12 protein-coding genes are annotated in these 16735 nt (G+C 60.3%); 5 read left to right on the top strand and 7 right to left on the bottom strand.

The annotated features are described in order from the left end of the window. Positions 1-25: 25 nt before the first annotated feature. Together ahpC and ahpF are read left to right on the top strand one after the other, a co-directional pair. Positions 26-589, top strand: coding sequence for an alkyl hydroperoxide reductase subunit C (gene ahpC, locus BMZ10_RS05190; protein WP_017128507.1), 564 nt, complete (start codon positions 26-28; stop codon positions 587-589). A 139-nt stretch (positions 590-728) separates the two neighbouring features. After that, positions 729-2291: an alkyl hydroperoxide reductase subunit F gene (gene ahpF / locus BMZ10_RS05185; RefSeq protein ID WP_093458947.1), complete on the top strand. Its 1563-nt coding sequence runs from the start codon at positions 729-731 to the stop codon at positions 2289-2291. A gap of 188 nt (positions 2292-2479) precedes the next feature. On the opposite strand, the gene gloA is transcribed toward ahpF, so the two are convergent. Further along, positions 2480-3010, bottom strand: a complete 531-nt coding sequence (gene gloA, locus BMZ10_RS05180; RefSeq protein WP_093458946.1) for a lactoylglutathione lyase — start codon at positions 3008-3010, stop codon at positions 2480-2482. Between the two features lie 150 nt (positions 3011-3160). Between gloA and BMZ10_RS05175 the strand changes: the two genes are divergently transcribed. Further along, on the top strand, positions 3161-3706 hold the full coding sequence (locus BMZ10_RS05175; protein WP_093460040.1) for a DUF4946 domain-containing protein: 546 nt from the start codon (positions 3161-3163) through the stop codon (positions 3704-3706). 454 nt (positions 3707-4160) lie between these two features. Here the strand turns inward: BMZ10_RS05175 and BMZ10_RS05170 are convergent, their stop codons facing one another. From BMZ10_RS05170 to BMZ10_RS05145, 6 genes are all read right to left on the bottom strand, one after another. After that, positions 4161-4523 carry a histone-like nucleoid-structuring protein, MvaT/MvaU family gene (locus tag BMZ10_RS05170; RefSeq protein WP_093458945.1) on the bottom strand — a complete coding sequence of 121 codons (363 nt, stop codon included), beginning with the start codon at positions 4521-4523 and terminating at the stop codon, positions 4161-4163. A gap of 361 nt (positions 4524-4884) precedes the next feature. Then, the gene (locus BMZ10_RS05165; RefSeq protein WP_143070255.1) at positions 4885-5982 is read right to left on the bottom strand and encodes a HEAT repeat domain-containing protein; all 1098 of its coding nucleotides are present in this window, start codon (positions 5980-5982) and stop codon (positions 4885-4887) included. 195 nt (positions 5983-6177) lie between these two features. Further along, the gene (locus BMZ10_RS05160) at positions 6178-7575 is read right to left on the bottom strand and encodes an efflux transporter outer membrane subunit (protein ID WP_093458944.1); all 1398 of its coding nucleotides are present in this window, start codon (positions 7573-7575) and stop codon (positions 6178-6180) included. Next, positions 7575-10766 (bottom strand): efflux RND transporter permease subunit, encoded by a 3192-nt coding sequence (locus tag BMZ10_RS05155; RefSeq protein ID WP_093458943.1) that lies wholly within the window; start codon positions 10764-10766, stop codon positions 7575-7577. The genes BMZ10_RS05160 and BMZ10_RS05155 overlap by 1 nt, the downstream gene beginning before the upstream one ends. Before the next feature lie 12 nt (positions 10767-10778). Continuing rightward, positions 10779-12023, bottom strand: a complete 1245-nt coding sequence (gene mexE / locus BMZ10_RS05150; protein ID WP_093458942.1) for a multidrug efflux RND transporter periplasmic adaptor subunit MexE — start codon at positions 12021-12023, stop codon at positions 10779-10781. A 118-nt stretch (positions 12024-12141) separates the two neighbouring features. Continuing rightward, positions 12142-13059: a LysR family transcriptional regulator gene (locus BMZ10_RS05145; RefSeq protein ID WP_093458941.1), complete on the bottom strand. Its 918-nt coding sequence runs from the start codon at positions 13057-13059 to the stop codon at positions 12142-12144. A gap of 475 nt (positions 13060-13534) precedes the next feature. Between BMZ10_RS05145 and BMZ10_RS05140 the strand changes: the two genes are divergently transcribed. Beyond that, complete coding sequence (locus BMZ10_RS05140; RefSeq protein WP_093458940.1) at positions 13535-14557, top strand: zinc-dependent alcohol dehydrogenase family protein; 1023 nt, start codon at positions 13535-13537, stop codon at positions 14555-14557. A gap of 656 nt (positions 14558-15213) precedes the next feature. Then, a complete protein-coding gene (locus tag BMZ10_RS05135; RefSeq protein ID WP_093458939.1) occupies positions 15214-16716 on the top strand; it encodes a hypothetical protein in 1503 nt (500 codons plus the stop codon). Positions 16717-16735: the final 19 nt, after the last annotated feature.

The following is a 16735-nucleotide window of genomic DNA, read 5'->3' as shown; positions in this document are numbered from 1 at the left end:
CCACAACCCTAAGGAGTTCCATCCGATGCCTATCATCAACAGCCAAGTAAAACCGTTCAAAGCGACTGCGTACAAGAACGGCAACTTCGTAGAAGTGTCGGACGCCGACCTGAAAGGCAAATGGTCTGTGGTGTTCTTCTACCCGGCTGACTTCACCTTCGTTTGCCCAACCGAGCTGGAAGACCTGGCTGATAACTACGACGCTTTCCAGAAGCTGGGCGTTGAAATCTACAGCGTTTCCACCGACACCCACTTTGCCCACGCGGCCTGGCACAACACTTCGCCAGCCATCGGCAAAATCCAGTACACCATGATCGGCGACCCGACGCTGACCATCTCCCGCAACTTCGACGTGCTGATCGAAGAAGCTGGCCTGGCTGACCGCGGTACTTTCGTGATCAACCCTGAAGGTCAGATCAAAATCGTTGAACTGAACGATGGCGGCGTTGGCCGTGACGCTTCCGAGCTGCTGCGCAAAATCAAGGCTGCTCAATACGTCGCTGCTCACCCAGGTGAAGTCTGCCCTGCCAAGTGGCAAGAAGGTGAAGCGACCCTGGCTCCATCCCTGGATCTGGTTGGCAAGATCTGAGTCCCCATGACTCTCATGGCTGGACCGGGAGCGATGAGCTCTTGAGCACGTAAACCGCATCGCCCCCAAAAAACGCCCGGGCGGTCATCGCCCGGGCGTTTTTTTTTCCAGAATTCAAAGATCAGAAGGAAGCCGAATCATGTTGGACGCCAATCTTAAAGCTCAATTGAAATCGTACCTGGAGCGGATCACTCGCCCGATCGAGATCGTCGCGTCCCTCGATGACGGCGCGAAATCCCAGGAAATGCTGTCGCTGCTCAATGACATCGTCAGCAGTTCCAACAAGATCACCCTGGACACCAACGGTGCCGACGCTCGCACGCCGTCTTTTGCCCTGAACAGCCCGGGCCAGGACATCAAGCTGCGTTTCGCCGGTCTGCCGATGGGTCACGAATTCACCTCGCTGGTGCTGGCGCTGTTGCAAGTGGGCGGCTACCCGTCCAAAGCCAGCGAAGACACGATTGAACAGGCCCGTGCACTGACCGGTGAGTTCAAGTTCGAAACCTACTTCTCGCTGACCTGCCAGAATTGCCCTGATGTGGTTCAGGCGTTGAACCTGCTGGCGGTGCTCAACCCGAACGTGCAACACGTGGCCATCGAAGGCGGCCTGTTCCAGCAAGAAGTGACTGACCGTCAGATCATGTCGGTGCCAAGCATTTATCTGAACGGCGAGCTGTTCGGTCAGGGCCGCATGGGCCTTGAGGAAATTCTCGCCAAGATCGACACCAGTGCGGGCGATCGTCAGGCAGAGAAACTCAACGCCAAGGAAGCCTTCGATGTCCTCGTCGTCGGCGGTGGCCCGGCCGGTTCGGCCGCAGCTATCTACGCGGCGCGTAAAGGCATTCGCACCGGTGTCGCGGCCGAGCGTTTCGGCGGTCAGGTGCTGGACACCATGGCGATCGAGAACTTCATCTCGGTTCAGCACACCGAAGGCCCGAAACTGGCGGTCGCCCTTGAAGAACACGTCAAGGAGTACGACGTCGACATCATGAATCTGCAGCGCGGCGATCAGTTGATCCCGGGCAAGGACGGCGAACTGCACCAGGTGAAATTCGCCAGCGGCGGCGTGCTCAAGGGCAAGACCGTGATTCTGGCGACCGGCGCGCGCTGGCGTGAAATGAACGTTCCCGGCGAGCAGCAATACCGCAACAAAGGCGTTGCATATTGCCCTCACTGCGACGGCCCGCTGTTCAAAGGCAAGCGTGTTGCGGTCATCGGCGGCGGTAACTCGGGTGTCGAGGCTGCTATCGACCTGGCCGGTATCGTTTCCCACGTGACCTTGCTGGAGTTCGACAGCTCGCTGCGTGCCGACGCGGTCCTGCAGCGCAAACTGCACAGCCTGCCGAACGTGACAGTGCTGACCAGTGCCCTGACCAGCGAAGTGACCGGCGACGGTCAGAAAGTCAACGGCCTGCGTTACAAGAACCGCATCACCGGCGAAGAAATCAACGTCGAGCTGGAGGGTATCTTCGTGCAGATCGGTCTGCTGCCTAATACCGAATGGCTCAAAGGCACTATCGAGCTGACGCCACGCGGCGAAATCGTCATTGATCAGCGCGGCGAGACGTCGATCCCCGGCATCTTCGCGGCCGGTGACGTGACGACCGTGCCGTACAAGCAAATCGTGATCGCTGTGGGCGAGGGCGCCAAGGCGTCGCTGAGCGCTTTCGATCACCTGATCCGGACCAGCGCCCCGGCGTGATGTACACCCGAGTCAGACTGTAAACGAAAAAACCTCATGAGCGATCATGAGGTTTTTTTGTTTTCAGGACTTGAGTCCCGGTTGGGAGGTATTGATTCGTGAACGGGTTGTTCACGAAAGACTGCCTCCCACAAGTCCGATGCCGGTCCGGGTCTTTGAAGTAACCGGACCGGGCAGGGATTCGACCCTTACGCCCCGCCAACCGGCGTTGGCTGAATGATCTCCACCCAATAGCCGTCCGGGTCCTTGATGAAGGCCAGGCTTTTCATGCGGCCGTCGGTCAGGCGTTTCTGGAAGTCCACGCCCAGTGCTTCGAAGCGCGCGCAGGCGACGTGCACGTCCGGCACCGAAATGCAGATGTGACCGAAGCCCCGTGGATCGGTGTTGCCGTTGTGGTAGGCGAACGCCGTATCCTTTTCAGTGCCGTGGTTGTGAGTGAGTTCAAGGATGCCCGGAATGCCTTTCATCCAGACCGTGCGTGCGGCGTCATCGGCCGGGATCTGCGCCTTGTCGACCAGGGCGAGGAAGTAAAGGCTGAATTCGGCTTCCGGAAAGTCACGCTTTTCCACCAGGCTGAAGCCCAGTACGCGGGTGTAGAAGTCCAGCGAGGCGGTGATGTCCTTGACCCGCAGCATGGTGTGGTTGAACACGAATTGTGCGGTAGCGGCGTCCGGCTCAGCGGTGACGCCGGGGAAGGTGTTCAGCTCGTGCAGACTCATTAATGTCTCCGGTAGGTCCAGTAGATGTTGCCGAATGATACGGGTACGCGGCCCATGAGCCAAACCCGAATGCGCACGCATCGGCGTCCCGGCCTTGTCGACACTCGCCGGGTGGCTCACACTTTGTCATTCGACGTTCAGGTACTGGTCATGATTGCCGCGTTTCGCTTGTTTCTACTTCCTGTCTTTTGTCTGCTCTGGGCATTGCCCGGCGGCGCCTGGGCCACGGATGCAATGATCGTCTGGCCAAGCGACTGGGAAGTCGAATCGCTTCCACCGGCAGGGCAGAACCCCTCGGTACAGCTGCGCCAGCGCGCCGTGAAGAAAGACAGCAACGGTGATCCGGCGATGGTGGTGGAGCTGACCCAGACCCGCTTGCAGCCTGGCCATGAGGTCAATGTCCAGGGCGTGTTGCTGGCGATGCGCAAGGCGGTTCAGGTCAACTTCGCCCAGGGCGGCTTTCAGAGCGTGTGCACGAAAATGAAGGACAGCGCACTCAGCGCGGTGCCGGCCATGGAGACCACCTGCACGATCACCCAGAACGGTGTGCACGTGATGACCCAGACGCTGGTCGCTGCCGCCAGCAAAGACATGGCCTGGTCGCTGTCATACGCGGGCTCCGCAGACGGGTATTCCGCCAACAAGGATGAAGTGCTGCAGATCCGCGACAGCCTGCGTCTTGGCCTCACGCCCTGAGTCCCTTGCGCCTGCACGATATCCGTTAACTTGCCGGGCAAATGCAACAGGCAAAAAGAAGCCCGCCGAAGCGGGCATGGGGCGCTAATCCTTTAGCAGCCTTCATCCTGTAGAACCCGGTGTGAAAAATATGTGAAGAATCGCACCCTTTAGCGGATCGTCATATTCGAGCCCTTGCCATGAGCCTCATTGATGAATAGCACTGCATTCACTTTGCTTGTGCGGATGCACGCTGTGCTATTCCAACGCGATATAACAACACAGTGGTTAATGCATCACGGATTCATCGCAGCATGGCGCGAAGTTGATCGACTGATCACGTCCGCAATTGAGAGTTGTACGAAAACAGCCCGTCGAACGGCGCTGAATGAACCGTTTGATTAATGACTCATATACAAAGCAGCCCCTGTGATAGGGGCTGTTATTCGATGCCGTTGGCGACATCGGTAATCAATCAACGGCGCAACCAGGAATCGACGGCCTCGATGCCATACTGTTCCTTCCAGGCCTTCAGGCCACGGTGGTTTCCACCCTTGGTCTCGATCAGTTCACCCGTGTGCGGGTTCTGATAGACCTTGACCACGCGAGCGCGGCGACGTTTCGGGCCGGCCGGGGCGGCGGCAGTCGCGGTCGGGTTCGGGTCTAGCATAGCGATGATGTCACGCAGATTCTTGTCGTAGGAACTCATCAGAGCCTGAAGCTTCTGCTCGAATTCGATCTCCTTTTTCAGTCCGGCGTCGTTTTTCAGGTTTTCCAGCTGAGCAAGCTGTTCCTGAAGGGCTTTTTCTGCTGCGCGAAACTCGGCAAGTCTGGACAATATAGTACTCCGGCGGTAATTGGCTGTTGTCAGCCCAATGCAAGCAACATAAACGCAAGTATCGGCCCAACGTTCATTGTGTGACTGCCCCGGATGGCGACATCTCGACCGAATGAAGAATGACAGCGCAGGGTCGGCGTCGCATCAGAATGGGGAAGTTAAGTGGCACGGGTAAATAATGCACGTTTTTTTCCACTTGTAAAATAGCCGGAGGGCAATTGTTATATGAAACTTCATCGGCGAGATATGCAGGTCTGACAAAAAAACTGCGTATCAGGAGAAACGTGTTGTAAGTAATTTCTGAAACTATGCTGATATTGGAAACTATCGTGCCGCGTTTCTGGACGGCGAGCTGCGCACATTACAGCCCTTGTTGTAGTACCGGATCGTCTGGGTTCTGCTGCTCCAGTTCGGCCAGCAGCACCTGAACCTTCTGCAGTTGACCGTTCTCCTTCCAGTAATGAATCAGCAGGATCCTGGCACGTCGGTTCGCCGGCTGCCGTTGCAGAATGTCCTCCAGCTGACGCTGGGCGGGTTCCAGCTGCTGCAGGTCATGCAGTGCCACCGCCAGATCGTAGCGATATCCCGCATTCTCCGGTTCAAGTTCTACTGCTTTGGTCAATGCCAGCAGCGCGTATTCGCTTTGTTGGTGATGCAACAACCATTGCCCCAGCGCATGTTGCAACAAAGAAGATTGCGGGTGCTTGTCGAGCAGTCGTGCCAGTAATTGGCGAGAACGGTCAGCCTGTCCTTGCTGATCGAGCAACTGCACTTGCGCAAGGCCGATCTGAATCGTGTTCGGCTCAAGTTTCTGTCCCAGCTCCAGTGCAGAGAATGCTTTATCGGGCTGCCCATTGTTGACATACAGGCGTGACAGTTGAAGTTGGCTCTGTCCGCTGGGCGGTTGTGAAGTCAATACACGTTCATATTCTTCAGCCGCTTCCTGAACCGCCCCGTAATACAGCCCCAGATCGTCCGGCGTCAGTCCCAGCAGGGCACGGACCGCAGTGAAGCGCACGCCTTGATCGGGATCGTCGAGCAGCGGGCCGATCAGCAGACTGCGCTGTGCCTCGGGCAGCATGCTCACCACCGTTTCGATCGCCGTCTGGCGGATCAGTGGAGCAGGGCTCTTGAGGTCGGCGCGCAGGATTTTCAGTGCCTGAGTGCTGGGATAATTGACCAGTTCGACAAGCAGACCGGCGCGACGAATGTCTGACAGATCCGTGCGACTGAATTGCTGATACAGCACGCGAGCAGCTCCGGGCTTTCCTGCATGGGCCTGTTCGAGGGCTTCGGCATAACTGTGATTGACCACCGGCGCTGCGGGCGGCGCGTGCCAGCTGCGTACCAGCAACGCCGCGCCGATCAGCAACAGCAGCACGGCGAGCGCGATGGCGGCCTGCACGCGGCGGCGAGTTCTCAGTTGAGCGGGCGTGCGCTGCGAAGACGCTTTTGACATACCGATTTCCGTTTTTGCATGGCCAGCAGCTTCGGGGAGTGATGGCCGAGTGTCAAACGCGGCAAGGCGAAATGTTGACGCCCCCGCGCGCTGCGTCTGGCGTCGCGCGACTTGCCGCGCAAAAAAAAGCCCCGGGCCGTGTGAGCCCGAGGCCTGTGGGGCGACCGGTAAGTCGCCCCGCGTGCTGTCGATGAATCAGGCGTTAGGCTGCCAGCCGCCACCGAGCGCTTTGTAGATGGCGACGATGCCACGGTACAGATCGATCTCGGCCAGCGCCTGACTGTCCTCGGCCGCCAGCCGTTCACGCTCGGCGTCCAGCAGCACGAGGAAGTCAGCCGTACCTTCCTTGTACTGGATGCTTGCCAGATTGGCCGCCGCGCGACTGGCTTCGCTCTGGCGCACCAGCGAGACCAGACGCTGCTGACGCTTGTCGTAGTCGCTGAACGCGTTTTCAGTTTCTTCCAGCGCCAGCAGCACTTGCTGTTCGTAGTTGGCCAGCGCGCCTTCAGCGTCGGCGTTGGCGCCTCGGATACGCGCTTTCACGCTGCCCAGGTCAAATGCCGCCCAGGTGATGCTCGGGCCCAGGCCCCAGGCTTGCGCCGCGCTCGAACCGATCTGCGAACCCCGGCTGGCAGTGAAGCCCAGGAAGCCGCTCAGGCTGACGCGAGGAAACAGGTCAGCGGTCTGCACGCCAATCCGCGCGGTCTGCGCCGCCAGTTGCCGTTCGGCACTGCGCACGTCGGGACGGTTTTCCAGAAGCTTCGTCGGGTCGCCGATCGGCAGGGCCTTGGAGATCGCCGGCAGCTTGGCCGGAGCCAGGCTGACGCTCATGGCGTCCGCGCGCTCGCCCAGCAGGGTGGCGATGCGATTGCGCTCGCGCACCTGCTCGGCCTGCAGTTGTGGGATGCTGGCCTCGACCGCCGCCAGGCGCGCGTCGGCGCGCACCACGTCAATCTCGTTGCCCACGCCTTCGTCACGCAACTGCACCGTGACGCTGCGCGAGTCCTGCTGGTTCTTCAGGTTGTCGCGGGCGATGTGCTCGCGCAGCTGCGCACCGCGCAGTTGACCGTAGGCGTCCACCAGCTCGGCGATCATCGTCACCTGCAGCTGATAAAGATTGGCCTCGGCCACCTGCTGATCGGCTTCGCTGGCTTCCAGTTCGCGCTGGATGCGGCCGAACAGGTCGATCTCCCAGGCCATGTCCAGGCCCAGGTCGTAGCGTTCCTGATTGATCCGGTGTTCGGTTTGACCGGGCACCTGGCTGCGACCGATCTCGCTGCTGGCGCGGCTGGTGACGACCGGCATCGCGTCGTTGCTGATGTCGTCACGGATGGCACGGGCCGCTTTCAGCCGGGCGAAGGCCACGCGCAATTCGCGGTTGCCTTGCAGCGCCTGGGCGACCAGCGCGTTCAGCGTCGGATCGTCGAACTGCTGCCACCAGATGGTTTCGACGCGACTGCGGTCATAAGCACTCTGCGTGGCGGCCTGAATGTTGGCCGCCGCAGTGTCGGGCTTTTTGTAGTCAGGGCCGACGGCGCACGCCGCCAGCGCCAGGACCAGCAGGCTCGGCAGGAAGAGTTTTGCAGCCTTCATCAATGAGCCTCCGGAGCGATAGTCTGAACGCGTTGAGCCTTGGCTGCCTTGCGCGCTTCTTTGCGTCCAACGTAGTTACGAATCAGCACATAGAACACGGGGGTCAGCAGCAGACCGAAGAAGGTCACGCCGAGCATCCCGGAGAACACCGCCACACCCATGGCGTGACGCATCTCGGCACCGGCGCCGCTGGAGATCACCAGTGGCACCACACCCATGATGAACGCGAAAGAGGTCATCAGGATCGGCCGCAGACGCAGGCGGCAGGCTTCCAGAACAGCCTCCAGCGGGGTCTTGCCTTTTTCCTGCTCATCCTTGGCGAACTCGACGATGAGGATCGCGTTCTTGCACGCCAGGCCCACCAGTACGATCAGGCCGATCTGGGTAAAGATGTTGTTGTCGCTGCCCGCGATGATCACACCGGCGATGGCGGATAACAGCGTCATGGGCACGATCAGGATCACCGCCAGAGGCAGGCTCCAGCTTTCATACAGCGCCGCCAGTACCAGGAACGCCAGCAATACGCAGAGCGGGAAGACCAGCAATGCCGTGTTGCCCGACAGGATCTGTTGGTAGGTCAGGTCGGTCCACTCGTAGGTCATGCCGTTAGGCAGTTCCTGCTTGAGCAGTCTTTCCATCGCGGCCTGCGCCTGACCCGAGCTGAAGCCCGGACCCGCTGCGCCGTTGATCTCGGCGGTGATGAAGCCGTTGTAATGCATGACGCGGTCAGGGCCGGAGGTGTTGGTGACCTTGAGCAGCGTCGCCAGTGGAATCATCTCGCCCAGATTGTTACGCACCTTCAACTGACCGATCTGTTCGGCGTCCTGACGGAACTGCTGTTCAGCCTGAACGTTGACCTGATAGGTCCGGCCGAAGCGGTTGAAGTCGTTGGCGTACAGCGAACCCAGGTAGACCTGCAGGGTGTCGAAGATGTCGCTGATGGCCACGCCGTGAGTCTTGGCCTTCTCGCGGTCGATGGCGGCATCGACCTGCGGCACGTTCACGGTGTAACTGGTGAACAGTGCAGCCAACTCCGGCACGCTGCGGCTCTTGCCGATGACGTTCATCGTTTCTTTGTACAGCTCGTCATAACCCAGGTTGCCGCGGTCTTCGATCTGCAGGCGGAAACCACCGATAGTGCCCAGCCCCTGAACCGGCGGCGGCGGGAAGATCGCCATGTAGGCTTCCTGAATCCCGGCGTATTTGCCGTTCAGCTCACCGGCGATGGCCCCCGCCGATTCGCTGGCCAGTTTGCGCTCCTCGAACGGCTTGAGGGTCACGAAGACGATGCCGGAGTTCGGGCTGTTGGTGAAGCCGTTGATCGACAGGCCCGGGAACGCCACCGCACTCTCGACACCCGGTTGCTTGAGCGCGATGTCGGACATGCGCTTGATCACGTCTTCGGTGCGGTCAAGACTCGCCGCATCCGGCAGTTGCGCGAAGGCCACCAGGTACTGTTTGTCCTGCTGCGGCACGAAGCCGGTCGGCGTGGTCGAGAAGCCCAGCCAGGTCATGACGATCAGGCCTGCGTAGACCACCAGCGCGACGCCGCTGACACGAATCACCCGGCCGACCGCGCCAACATAGCCGTTACTGGCCTTGATGAAGAAGCGGTTGAACGGACGGAACAGCCAGCCGCCGAGCAATTTGTCGAGGAATCGCGAGAAGCCATCCTTTGGCGCATCGTGGGCACGCAGCAGTACCGCGGCCAGTGCAGGCGACAGGGTCAGCGAGTTGAATGCCGAGATCACCGTGGAGATTGCGATGGTCAGGGCGAACTGTTTATAGAACTGCCCCGTCAGACCGGAAATGAACGCCGCCGGTACGAACACCGCGCACAGCACCAGCGCCGTTGCGATGATCGGGCCGGTCACCTCACGCATGGCGATCTGCGTGGCTTCCATCGGCTGATGGCCCAGTTCGATGTTGCGCTCGACGTTCTCCACTACCACGATCGCATCGTCCACGACGATACCGATCGCCAGTACCAGACCGAACAGCGAGAGCGCGTTGAGTGAGAAGCCGAACAGGTGCATGACCGCGAAGGTACCGATCAGCGACACCGGCACGGCGGCCAGCGGGATGATCGACGCACGCCAGGTCTGCAGGAACAGGATTACGACCAACACCACCAGGATCAGCGCTTCGAACAGGGTGTGAACCACCGCCTCGATCGAGCCGCGCACGAAGATGGTCGGGTCATAGACGATGCTGTAGTCCATGCCTTGCGGGAAGTCTTTCTTCAGCAACTCCATTTCGCTGCGCACTTCGTTGGAAATGTCGATCGCGTTGGAGCCGGGACGCTGGAAAATCGGGATCGCGACGGCCGGCTGGTTATTGAGCAGCGAGCGCAGTGCGTACTGACTCGAACCCAGTTCGACGCGGGCGATGTCTCGTACGCGAGTGATCTCGCCGTTCTCGCCAGCGCGGACGATGATGTTTTCGAACTCTTCCTCGGACACCAGACGGCCCTGGGTGTTGATCGACATCTGGAAGCTGGTCGCGCTCGGGGAGGGCGGTGCGCCCAGTTGACCGGCTGCAACCTGGCGGTTCTGCTCACGAATCGCGTTGACCACATCGGTCGCGGTGATATTGCGCGAGGCAGTCTTGTTCGGGTCCAGCCAGACGCGCAGCGAGTAGTCGCCCATACCGAACAGCTGCACGTCGCCGACACCGTTCAGGCGAGCCAGCTCGTCTTTGATGTTCAGCACCGCGTAGTTGGAGAGGTAGAGCATGTCGTAACGCTGATCTGGCGAGGTCAGGTGGACCACCATCGTCAGGTCCGGAGACGCCTTGTCGACGGTGATACCGATGCGGGTCACTTCTTCCGGTAGCTTCGGTTCGGTCCGCGTCACGCGGTTCTGCACCTGCACTTGCGCGGTGTCCAGGTTGGTGCCCAGCGCGAAGGTGATGGTCAAGGTGAGTTTGCCGTCAGCCGTCGCCTGCGAGGACATGTAGAGCATGTTCTCGACACCGGTGATGGCCTGTTCCAGTGGCGCGGCCACGGTTTCGCCGATCACTTTAGGGTTGGCGCCGGGGAAGTTGGCGCGCACGACCACGGTCGGCGGCACGACTTCCGGGTATTCGCTGATCGGTAGCTGGAACAGCGAGATGGCGCCCGCGATCAGGATCAGCAGCGACAGCACTGCCGCGAAGATCGGTCGCGTGATAAAGAATTTGGAAAAATTCATCGAGTGAGTCCCTTAACCGCGTGGCGAAGCGCTAGCGGCAACCTTGGCATCCAGTTTCTTCTGGGCCTGAGGTTGGTTGCTGGCTTCAAGTGCTTGGCGTTGTTGTTGCAGCGCGGCGAGCGTTTCAGGGCTGGCCATCGGGGTGTCCTGCGGGTCGATCGGCGATCCCGGACGAACACGTTGCAGGCCGCTGACGACAATGCGGTCATCCTTGGCCAGACCGCTGCGCACGATGCGCAGGCCTTCAAGCTTCGGCCCCAGGTCAACGCTGCGGTAAACCGCCTTGTTGTCCTTGTCGACCACCAGCACGAATTTTTTGCCCAGGTCGGTGCCGACGGCTTCGTCCTTGATCAGGGTGGCGGAATAGGTGCCGCTGCCGACCAGTTTCAGACGTGCATAAAGGCCCGGGGTGTAATCGCCCTTGCTGTTGTCGAACACGGCGCGGCCACGAATGGTGCCGGTGCGCGGGTTGACCTGGTTGTCGACGAAGTTCATCTGACCCAGGTGCGGGTTCTCGGCCTCGTTGGAGAGGCCCATGTACACCGGCGTGGTCGCGCCGCGTTTGCCGTCGCGGGCCAGTTGGTTGTACTTGAGGAACACGCGCTCGTCAGCGTCGAAGTAGGCGTAGACCTTGTCGGTGGACACCAGGCTTGTGAGGATCGACTGGTCGGCTGTGACGATGTTGCCGGCGGTGATTTCGGCGCGGCTGACACGGCCGGTAATCGGCGCTGTGACGCGGGTGAAGCTCAGGTTCAGGCGGGCCAGATCCAGTTGCGCCTGGATCGCGGCGACCGCAGCCTTGGATTCCTGCGCGGTGGTGGTACGCGAATCGGCGAGTTCGGCGGAGATTGCGTTGTTGGTGCGCAGGCGCTCGCCACGCTGGGCTTCGTTATTGCTGCGCACCGACGCTGCCTTGGCTTGCTGCAGTTGGGCTTCGAGGCGATGCACTTCGGCTTCGAACGGGCGCGGGTCGATCTGGAACAGCAGGTCGCCTTTCTTCACCAGCTCGCCGTCGGTGAACGCGACGGAGTCGATCTGACCGGAGACGCGTGGCCGCACCTGCACGGTTTCCGGGGCTTCCAGGCGCGCGGTGACCTCATCCCATTCGTTGACCGGTTGCTCCAGAACCTTGGCCACGTTGACCTTGGCCGCAGCCGGCGCCTGTGCGGCCGATTCCGGGCCTTTTCCGCACGCACTGATCACCACCAGTGCCAGCGCGGCAAAGGGATAGCGTAAAGGAGTAAGTGACTGAACCATGGGAAAATCCGCCGATGTTATTGAGATGGGCGGATTCTGTTCTTGAGGGGTTTATTGCACGAATCGAATACGACGAAGGTAAATATCAGTCTGAATGATATTGACCGGCGCAAAGGCTCTAGACAAGGCTGTCCGGGTCACCAAAGAACATCTGGATTCGCGAACGCAGCCATCGTTCCCCTGGATCGTTGTCCTGAGAACCGCGCCAGGCCATGTGCAGTTCGAACGTGCGCGACTCGATAGGCAGTTCTTCGGCCCGTACGCCGCCTGCAGCGGTGAGCACGGCGGCGGCGTAATCCGGAACGGTGGCAACGATGTCGGTACCGGCGATCAGTGTCGCCAGGCCGTTGAATTGCGGCACGGCCAGCACGACGTGGCGCTTGCGGCCGATCTTCTCAAGGTACTCGTCGATGAACCCGCCCAGGTCACCGGCAAATGACACCAGCGCGTGCGGACGCGCGCAGAAATCATCCAGCGTGATGGCGCCGGGCATGGAGTCGGCGCGCAGCAGTTTGGGCTTGCTGCGACGCAACACCTTGCGTTTGGCGTTGGCGGGCAGATCGTCGGTGTAGCTGACACCGATGGAGATTTCGCCGGAGGACAGCAGCGCCGGCATCAGGATGTAATTGGTCCGGCGCACCACCAGCACGATGCCCGGCGCCTCGGAACGCAGGCGCTTGAGCAGCGATGGCAACAGCGCGAATTCGACCTCATCGGACAGCCCGATGCGGAACACCGCGGTGCTGGTGGCCGGGTCGAAATCAGCGGCGCGGCTCACGGCCGTGGAAATGGAATCCAGCGCAGGGGAGAGCAGGCCGAAAATTTCGACGGCCCGCGCGGTGGGCTCCATGCTGCGCCCGGTGCGCACGAACAAAGGATCGTCGAACAGCCCGCGCAGACGAGACAGTGCAGCACTGATGGCCGGCTGCCCGAGGAACAGCTTCTCAGCCGCACGCGTGACGCTGCGTTCATGCATGAGGGTTTCGAACACGATGAGCAGGTTGAGGTCGACGCGACGCAGGTCGTTGCGGTTCATGACGGGGGTCTCAGGGACATGGGTCAGTACATGGGCGGCCAACGAGGGCCAGCCAGGTGTTCGGCTCAGGTTCGGATATTAAGGGTAAATACCGATTGTCCGCATCGTTAAATTCATCCGCAAGCATACAAACGTGTTAGCCATCACGCCCGTCGATGATGACCGATGAAACCTTCCGCCTCGCGCTGTGCCCAATTCATAAGCGCCTGATGGGCGATAGAGGCCTGCAGCGCCGGGCATTTTTCGCGCCACAGGCATGAGCGTTCATCCGGAAACGGTCCTTCGGGTTGCAATGTCCGGGCGAGCGAACAAGAATGTCCGCCTTGAAGACGTGAGCATTCGATGGTTATCTAATGACCGCCTTTCAGTAACAGAATCGATGACAGGCATGTCGACTATTAATAGCCACTGATAGTGTTACCGGCAGAGCCCGGATAGAGTTCATGGCATCAAGGTTCATAAGGCGAGGTTCGATATGTCCCGCACGATCCGTTTTCATCAGTTTGGCCCGGCCGAGGTGCTCAAGGTAGAAGAGCTGCCCGTCGCGTTGCCGGCACCCGGTGAGGTGCAAGTACGCGTCCAGGCGATCGGCGTTACCTGGTACGACGTGCTGTGGCGACAAAATCTGGCTTCTTCCCAAGCGCGGCTCCCTGCGGGTCTGGGCGCCGAAATGGCCGGCGTGGTGACTGCCGTTGGTGAAGGTGTTTCCGATCTGAAAGTCGGCGACAAGGTCGCGAGCTTTCCATCTGCCGACCCCAACGTACACCCGGTGTATGGCGAGCTGATCGTATTGCCACGCACGTCCGTCACCCGTTACCCGGACGTGCTGACGCCAAACGAAGCGGCCGTTCACTACACGCCCTTGCTGGTGGCTTACTTTGCGTTCGTCGAACTGGCGCGCGCCAAGCCTGGGCAGACCGCTCTGGTCACCGACGCCAGCCATTGCGCCGGTCCTGCGTTTCTGCAACTGGGCAAGGCGCTCGGGATCAAGGTCATTGCTGCGACCAAGACCGAGTCGTGCCGCGAGTATCTGTTGAAGATGGGCGCGGACAAGGTGGTGGTCACCGAAGAGCAGGACTTGCTCATGGCGATCAACAAATACACCGACAACCGTGGCGTCGATATTGTGCTCGATGGTCTGGGCGGTCCACAGATGTCGATGTTGGGTGACGTACTGGCGCCCCGCGGCAGCCTGATTCTGTATGGTCTGCAAGGCGGCAACCAGACGCCATTCCCGGCGTGTGCCGCGTTCCAGAAGAACATTCAGTTCTTCGTGCATTGCGTGGGTAACTTCACCGGCAAGCCTGAGCTTGGGATTCAGCAGGACGAGGACGCGGTCAAGCGTGCGCTGCGCGACATCAATCAGCTGACGGCTGACCGGGTACTGGTGCCGCAAATCACCAAAGTGTTCCCGTTCGATCAACTGGTGGAAGCGCACCGTCTGATGGATGGCTGCCCGGTCGGTGGCCGTGTAGTGGTTGAAGTAGAGCCTTCCTGAGCGCAAGTCACCGCGCTGTAGAGTGTTCGACGCCCCAGGCCAGGCGTCGACGTTGAGGTGTCGGTCGCCGCGTCTGGTGTCCGCCCCGTCTGTCAGGGCCACGCTGTATTCGACGAAGCCTTCCCGAGCAATCAGGAAGGCTTTTTGTTTATAAGCCCGGTGGATCACGAATCTGAGGTTTAAAACGTGAGCGCAAGTGCCTGCGCCGTGCGGGCCGTTAATGGCCTGTCGCTAATAAACAGTGGGGTTTATTAATTAAACAGTCGCTGACGCTACTGACAGGTATTTATGGGCAGATCTGTACCTTGTAATTGTTTTTCAGACACCGATAATAGTTCAATCATTATTGCTCAAGGAACGAGTTCATGATTTCTTCTTCATTGCATTCGGTCATGCCTGTGGACCGGAGTGCTGTCAGTTCAAATGCCCTCAGGTTCAACAATTGCGGGCTCAAGCCCCGGCGCACGGGCGTCGCGGCGCTTGGCGCCGTCTTTTATGGCAGCTGCTCGATGAACCCTTACGCCATCAAGTGTTGATGTCCACACTGTTGGTTTCGCGCCGTTATTCGGGGCGCTGATATGTGATCATATTTAAATGCGGCCATCGGTCGCGTGAGTGTGATGATCTTGCTGACGCTGTATTCAGGTAGTGACGTTATGAGTTCCATGCATGAGCAGGCCATGAACTATGTCTATCAACAAGTTCTGCAACGCCTGATGAATTACTTCAACCGGGCCGAGCGAACCGGGCTGCAATTATTGATTCAACGTTTGATCGTCGCGGCCGGTGGCATGGAACGCATCGGCAGTTATACCGTGCTGGTGGCCTTCAGTGGTGGCAAGGACAGTGCCTATACAGTGGCGTTCCTGCGTGCGGCGCAGTTGAGCATCGCCGGCAGAGGCCCGACCACGTTCAAGCTGCGCATCGCGACCATGCGCCACGCGGGCATCACCTCAGCGGTCATGGACAACATTCATCGCTGCTACTCAGCGCTGTTTCTGCATGATGATCCGCGGGTCGAATTGCTGGTCGTCGATCAACAGTACGTGCAGACCTTCGAGCCGGACTTGCCGTTTTCCAGCGCCGGGCGCGAGCAGAACCGTTCCGACATGTTGATGGGCGGGCACATGACGGCCGGGGATGCCAGGACCACGTTCTGTAACAGCTGTTATTTGGGCATGGCCGATTTTCTGGGGCGGGCCGCCTCCTGGGGTCAAGGCGTGGACGCCGTGCTCAGCGGTGACTCGCTCAAGGAACAGAAGCAATACGCGACCTGGATCATGCGTCTGGCGAGGCGCAGCGGGCAGACTGTCGCGAACTGGCACACGCTGGGTTTCAGTGCCGCCCTCAATGCCATCGACAACGTCGGGCGGGCGTACTACCGCGAGTTGTACGGCGAGCAGTCCCGAACGGGTGGATATGTTCGCCCGCTGGGTTACCCGAACAAGCCCGTAACGCCAGCCTTCCTGACCGTCGCCGACCTTCTGGGCTTCAAGGTAGACGAACACTGGTCGCTGCTGACGGATTTTCTGGGCTTCCGGTTCGACGATCTGGCATTCAGTTTCAGTGAGTCCGATTGCGCCAACCCGTTGCTCATGGCGCACATGCGCGGGCTGAAGGCCGAGTTCGTACAGGGTCGAGAGTATGGCGAAGGCATTGCCGAATACCTGGAACTGGCAGCCGCGATGATGCGCCGCAAGCAGATGCCCGGACGCCTGATCGAGCAGGCCTTGGCCGCCTACGATACCCCGGCCAAGCTGGATGAGCGCCGAGCACTGGCCGCCGGGTACGCGCAGGAAGCCTTCGCCCTGAGCGAATCGCAACTGGTGTGCCTGCTGTTCGCCCCGTTCGTCGATGCCGGCGCGCAATTGGAGCCGTTCCTGCGGCGTTGTCACCCGGGCATGCTGGTGGCGCGCGGCGAACTGCACAAGGCGCTGTCGGGTCAGGTGGCGCCGGATCAGGTGGTTCAGTGGCTGGTCGAGGTCAGCGGACTGAGCCTCAAGGGCCTGCAGAATCTGTACCGCAAACGGCGCGTGGACTTCACCGATGACAGCTCGATCATCGCCCGGGTGCGCGCCAGCGATCCTGACAAACACCGCGTGATGACGGTGGACCCGCGGACCGGCGATCCCGTCTCGGAGCTGATCTCCGGCCGTTGATGCCTGCGGCGTGCCGGTT

Source organism: Pseudomonas sp. NFR16 (genome assembly GCF_900108875.1).
Lineage (GTDB): Bacteria > Pseudomonadota > Gammaproteobacteria > Pseudomonadales > Pseudomonadaceae > Aquipseudomonas.
This window is presented reverse-complemented; position numbering and strand designations above follow the sequence as displayed.

Bases quoted from the DNA above. Each gene is read 5' to 3' on its own strand.
- ahpC (WP_017128507.1), top strand. From the start codon at position 26: ATGCCTATCATCAACAGCCAAGTAAAACCGTTCAAAGCGACTGCGTAC.
- ahpF (WP_093458947.1), top strand. From the start codon at position 729: ATGTTGGACGCCAATCTTAAAGCTCAATTGAAATCGTACCTGGAGCGG.
- gloA (WP_093458946.1), bottom strand. From the start codon at position 3,010: ATGAGTCTGCACGAGCTGAACACCTTCCCCGGCGTCACCGCTGAGCCG.
- BMZ10_RS05175 (WP_093460040.1), top strand. From the start codon at position 3,161: ATGATTGCCGCGTTTCGCTTGTTTCTACTTCCTGTCTTTTGTCTGCTC.
- BMZ10_RS05165 (WP_143070255.1), bottom strand. From the start codon at position 5,982: ATGTCAAAAGCGTCTTCGCAGCGCACGCCCGCTCAACTGAGAACTCGC.
- BMZ10_RS05160 (WP_093458944.1), bottom strand. From the start codon at position 7,575: ATGAAGGCTGCAAAACTCTTCCTGCCGAGCCTGCTGGTCCTGGCGCTG.
- BMZ10_RS05155 (WP_093458943.1), bottom strand. From the start codon at position 10,766: ATGAATTTTTCCAAATTCTTTATCACGCGACCGATCTTCGCGGCAGTG.
- mexE (WP_093458942.1), bottom strand. From the start codon at position 12,023: ATGGTTCAGTCACTTACTCCTTTACGCTATCCCTTTGCCGCGCTGGCA.
- BMZ10_RS05145 (WP_093458941.1), bottom strand. From the start codon at position 13,059: ATGAACCGCAACGACCTGCGTCGCGTCGACCTCAACCTGCTCATCGTG.
- BMZ10_RS05140 (WP_093458940.1), top strand. From the start codon at position 13,535: ATGTCCCGCACGATCCGTTTTCATCAGTTTGGCCCGGCCGAGGTGCTC.
- BMZ10_RS05135 (WP_093458939.1), top strand. From the start codon at position 15,214: ATGAGTTCCATGCATGAGCAGGCCATGAACTATGTCTATCAACAAGTT.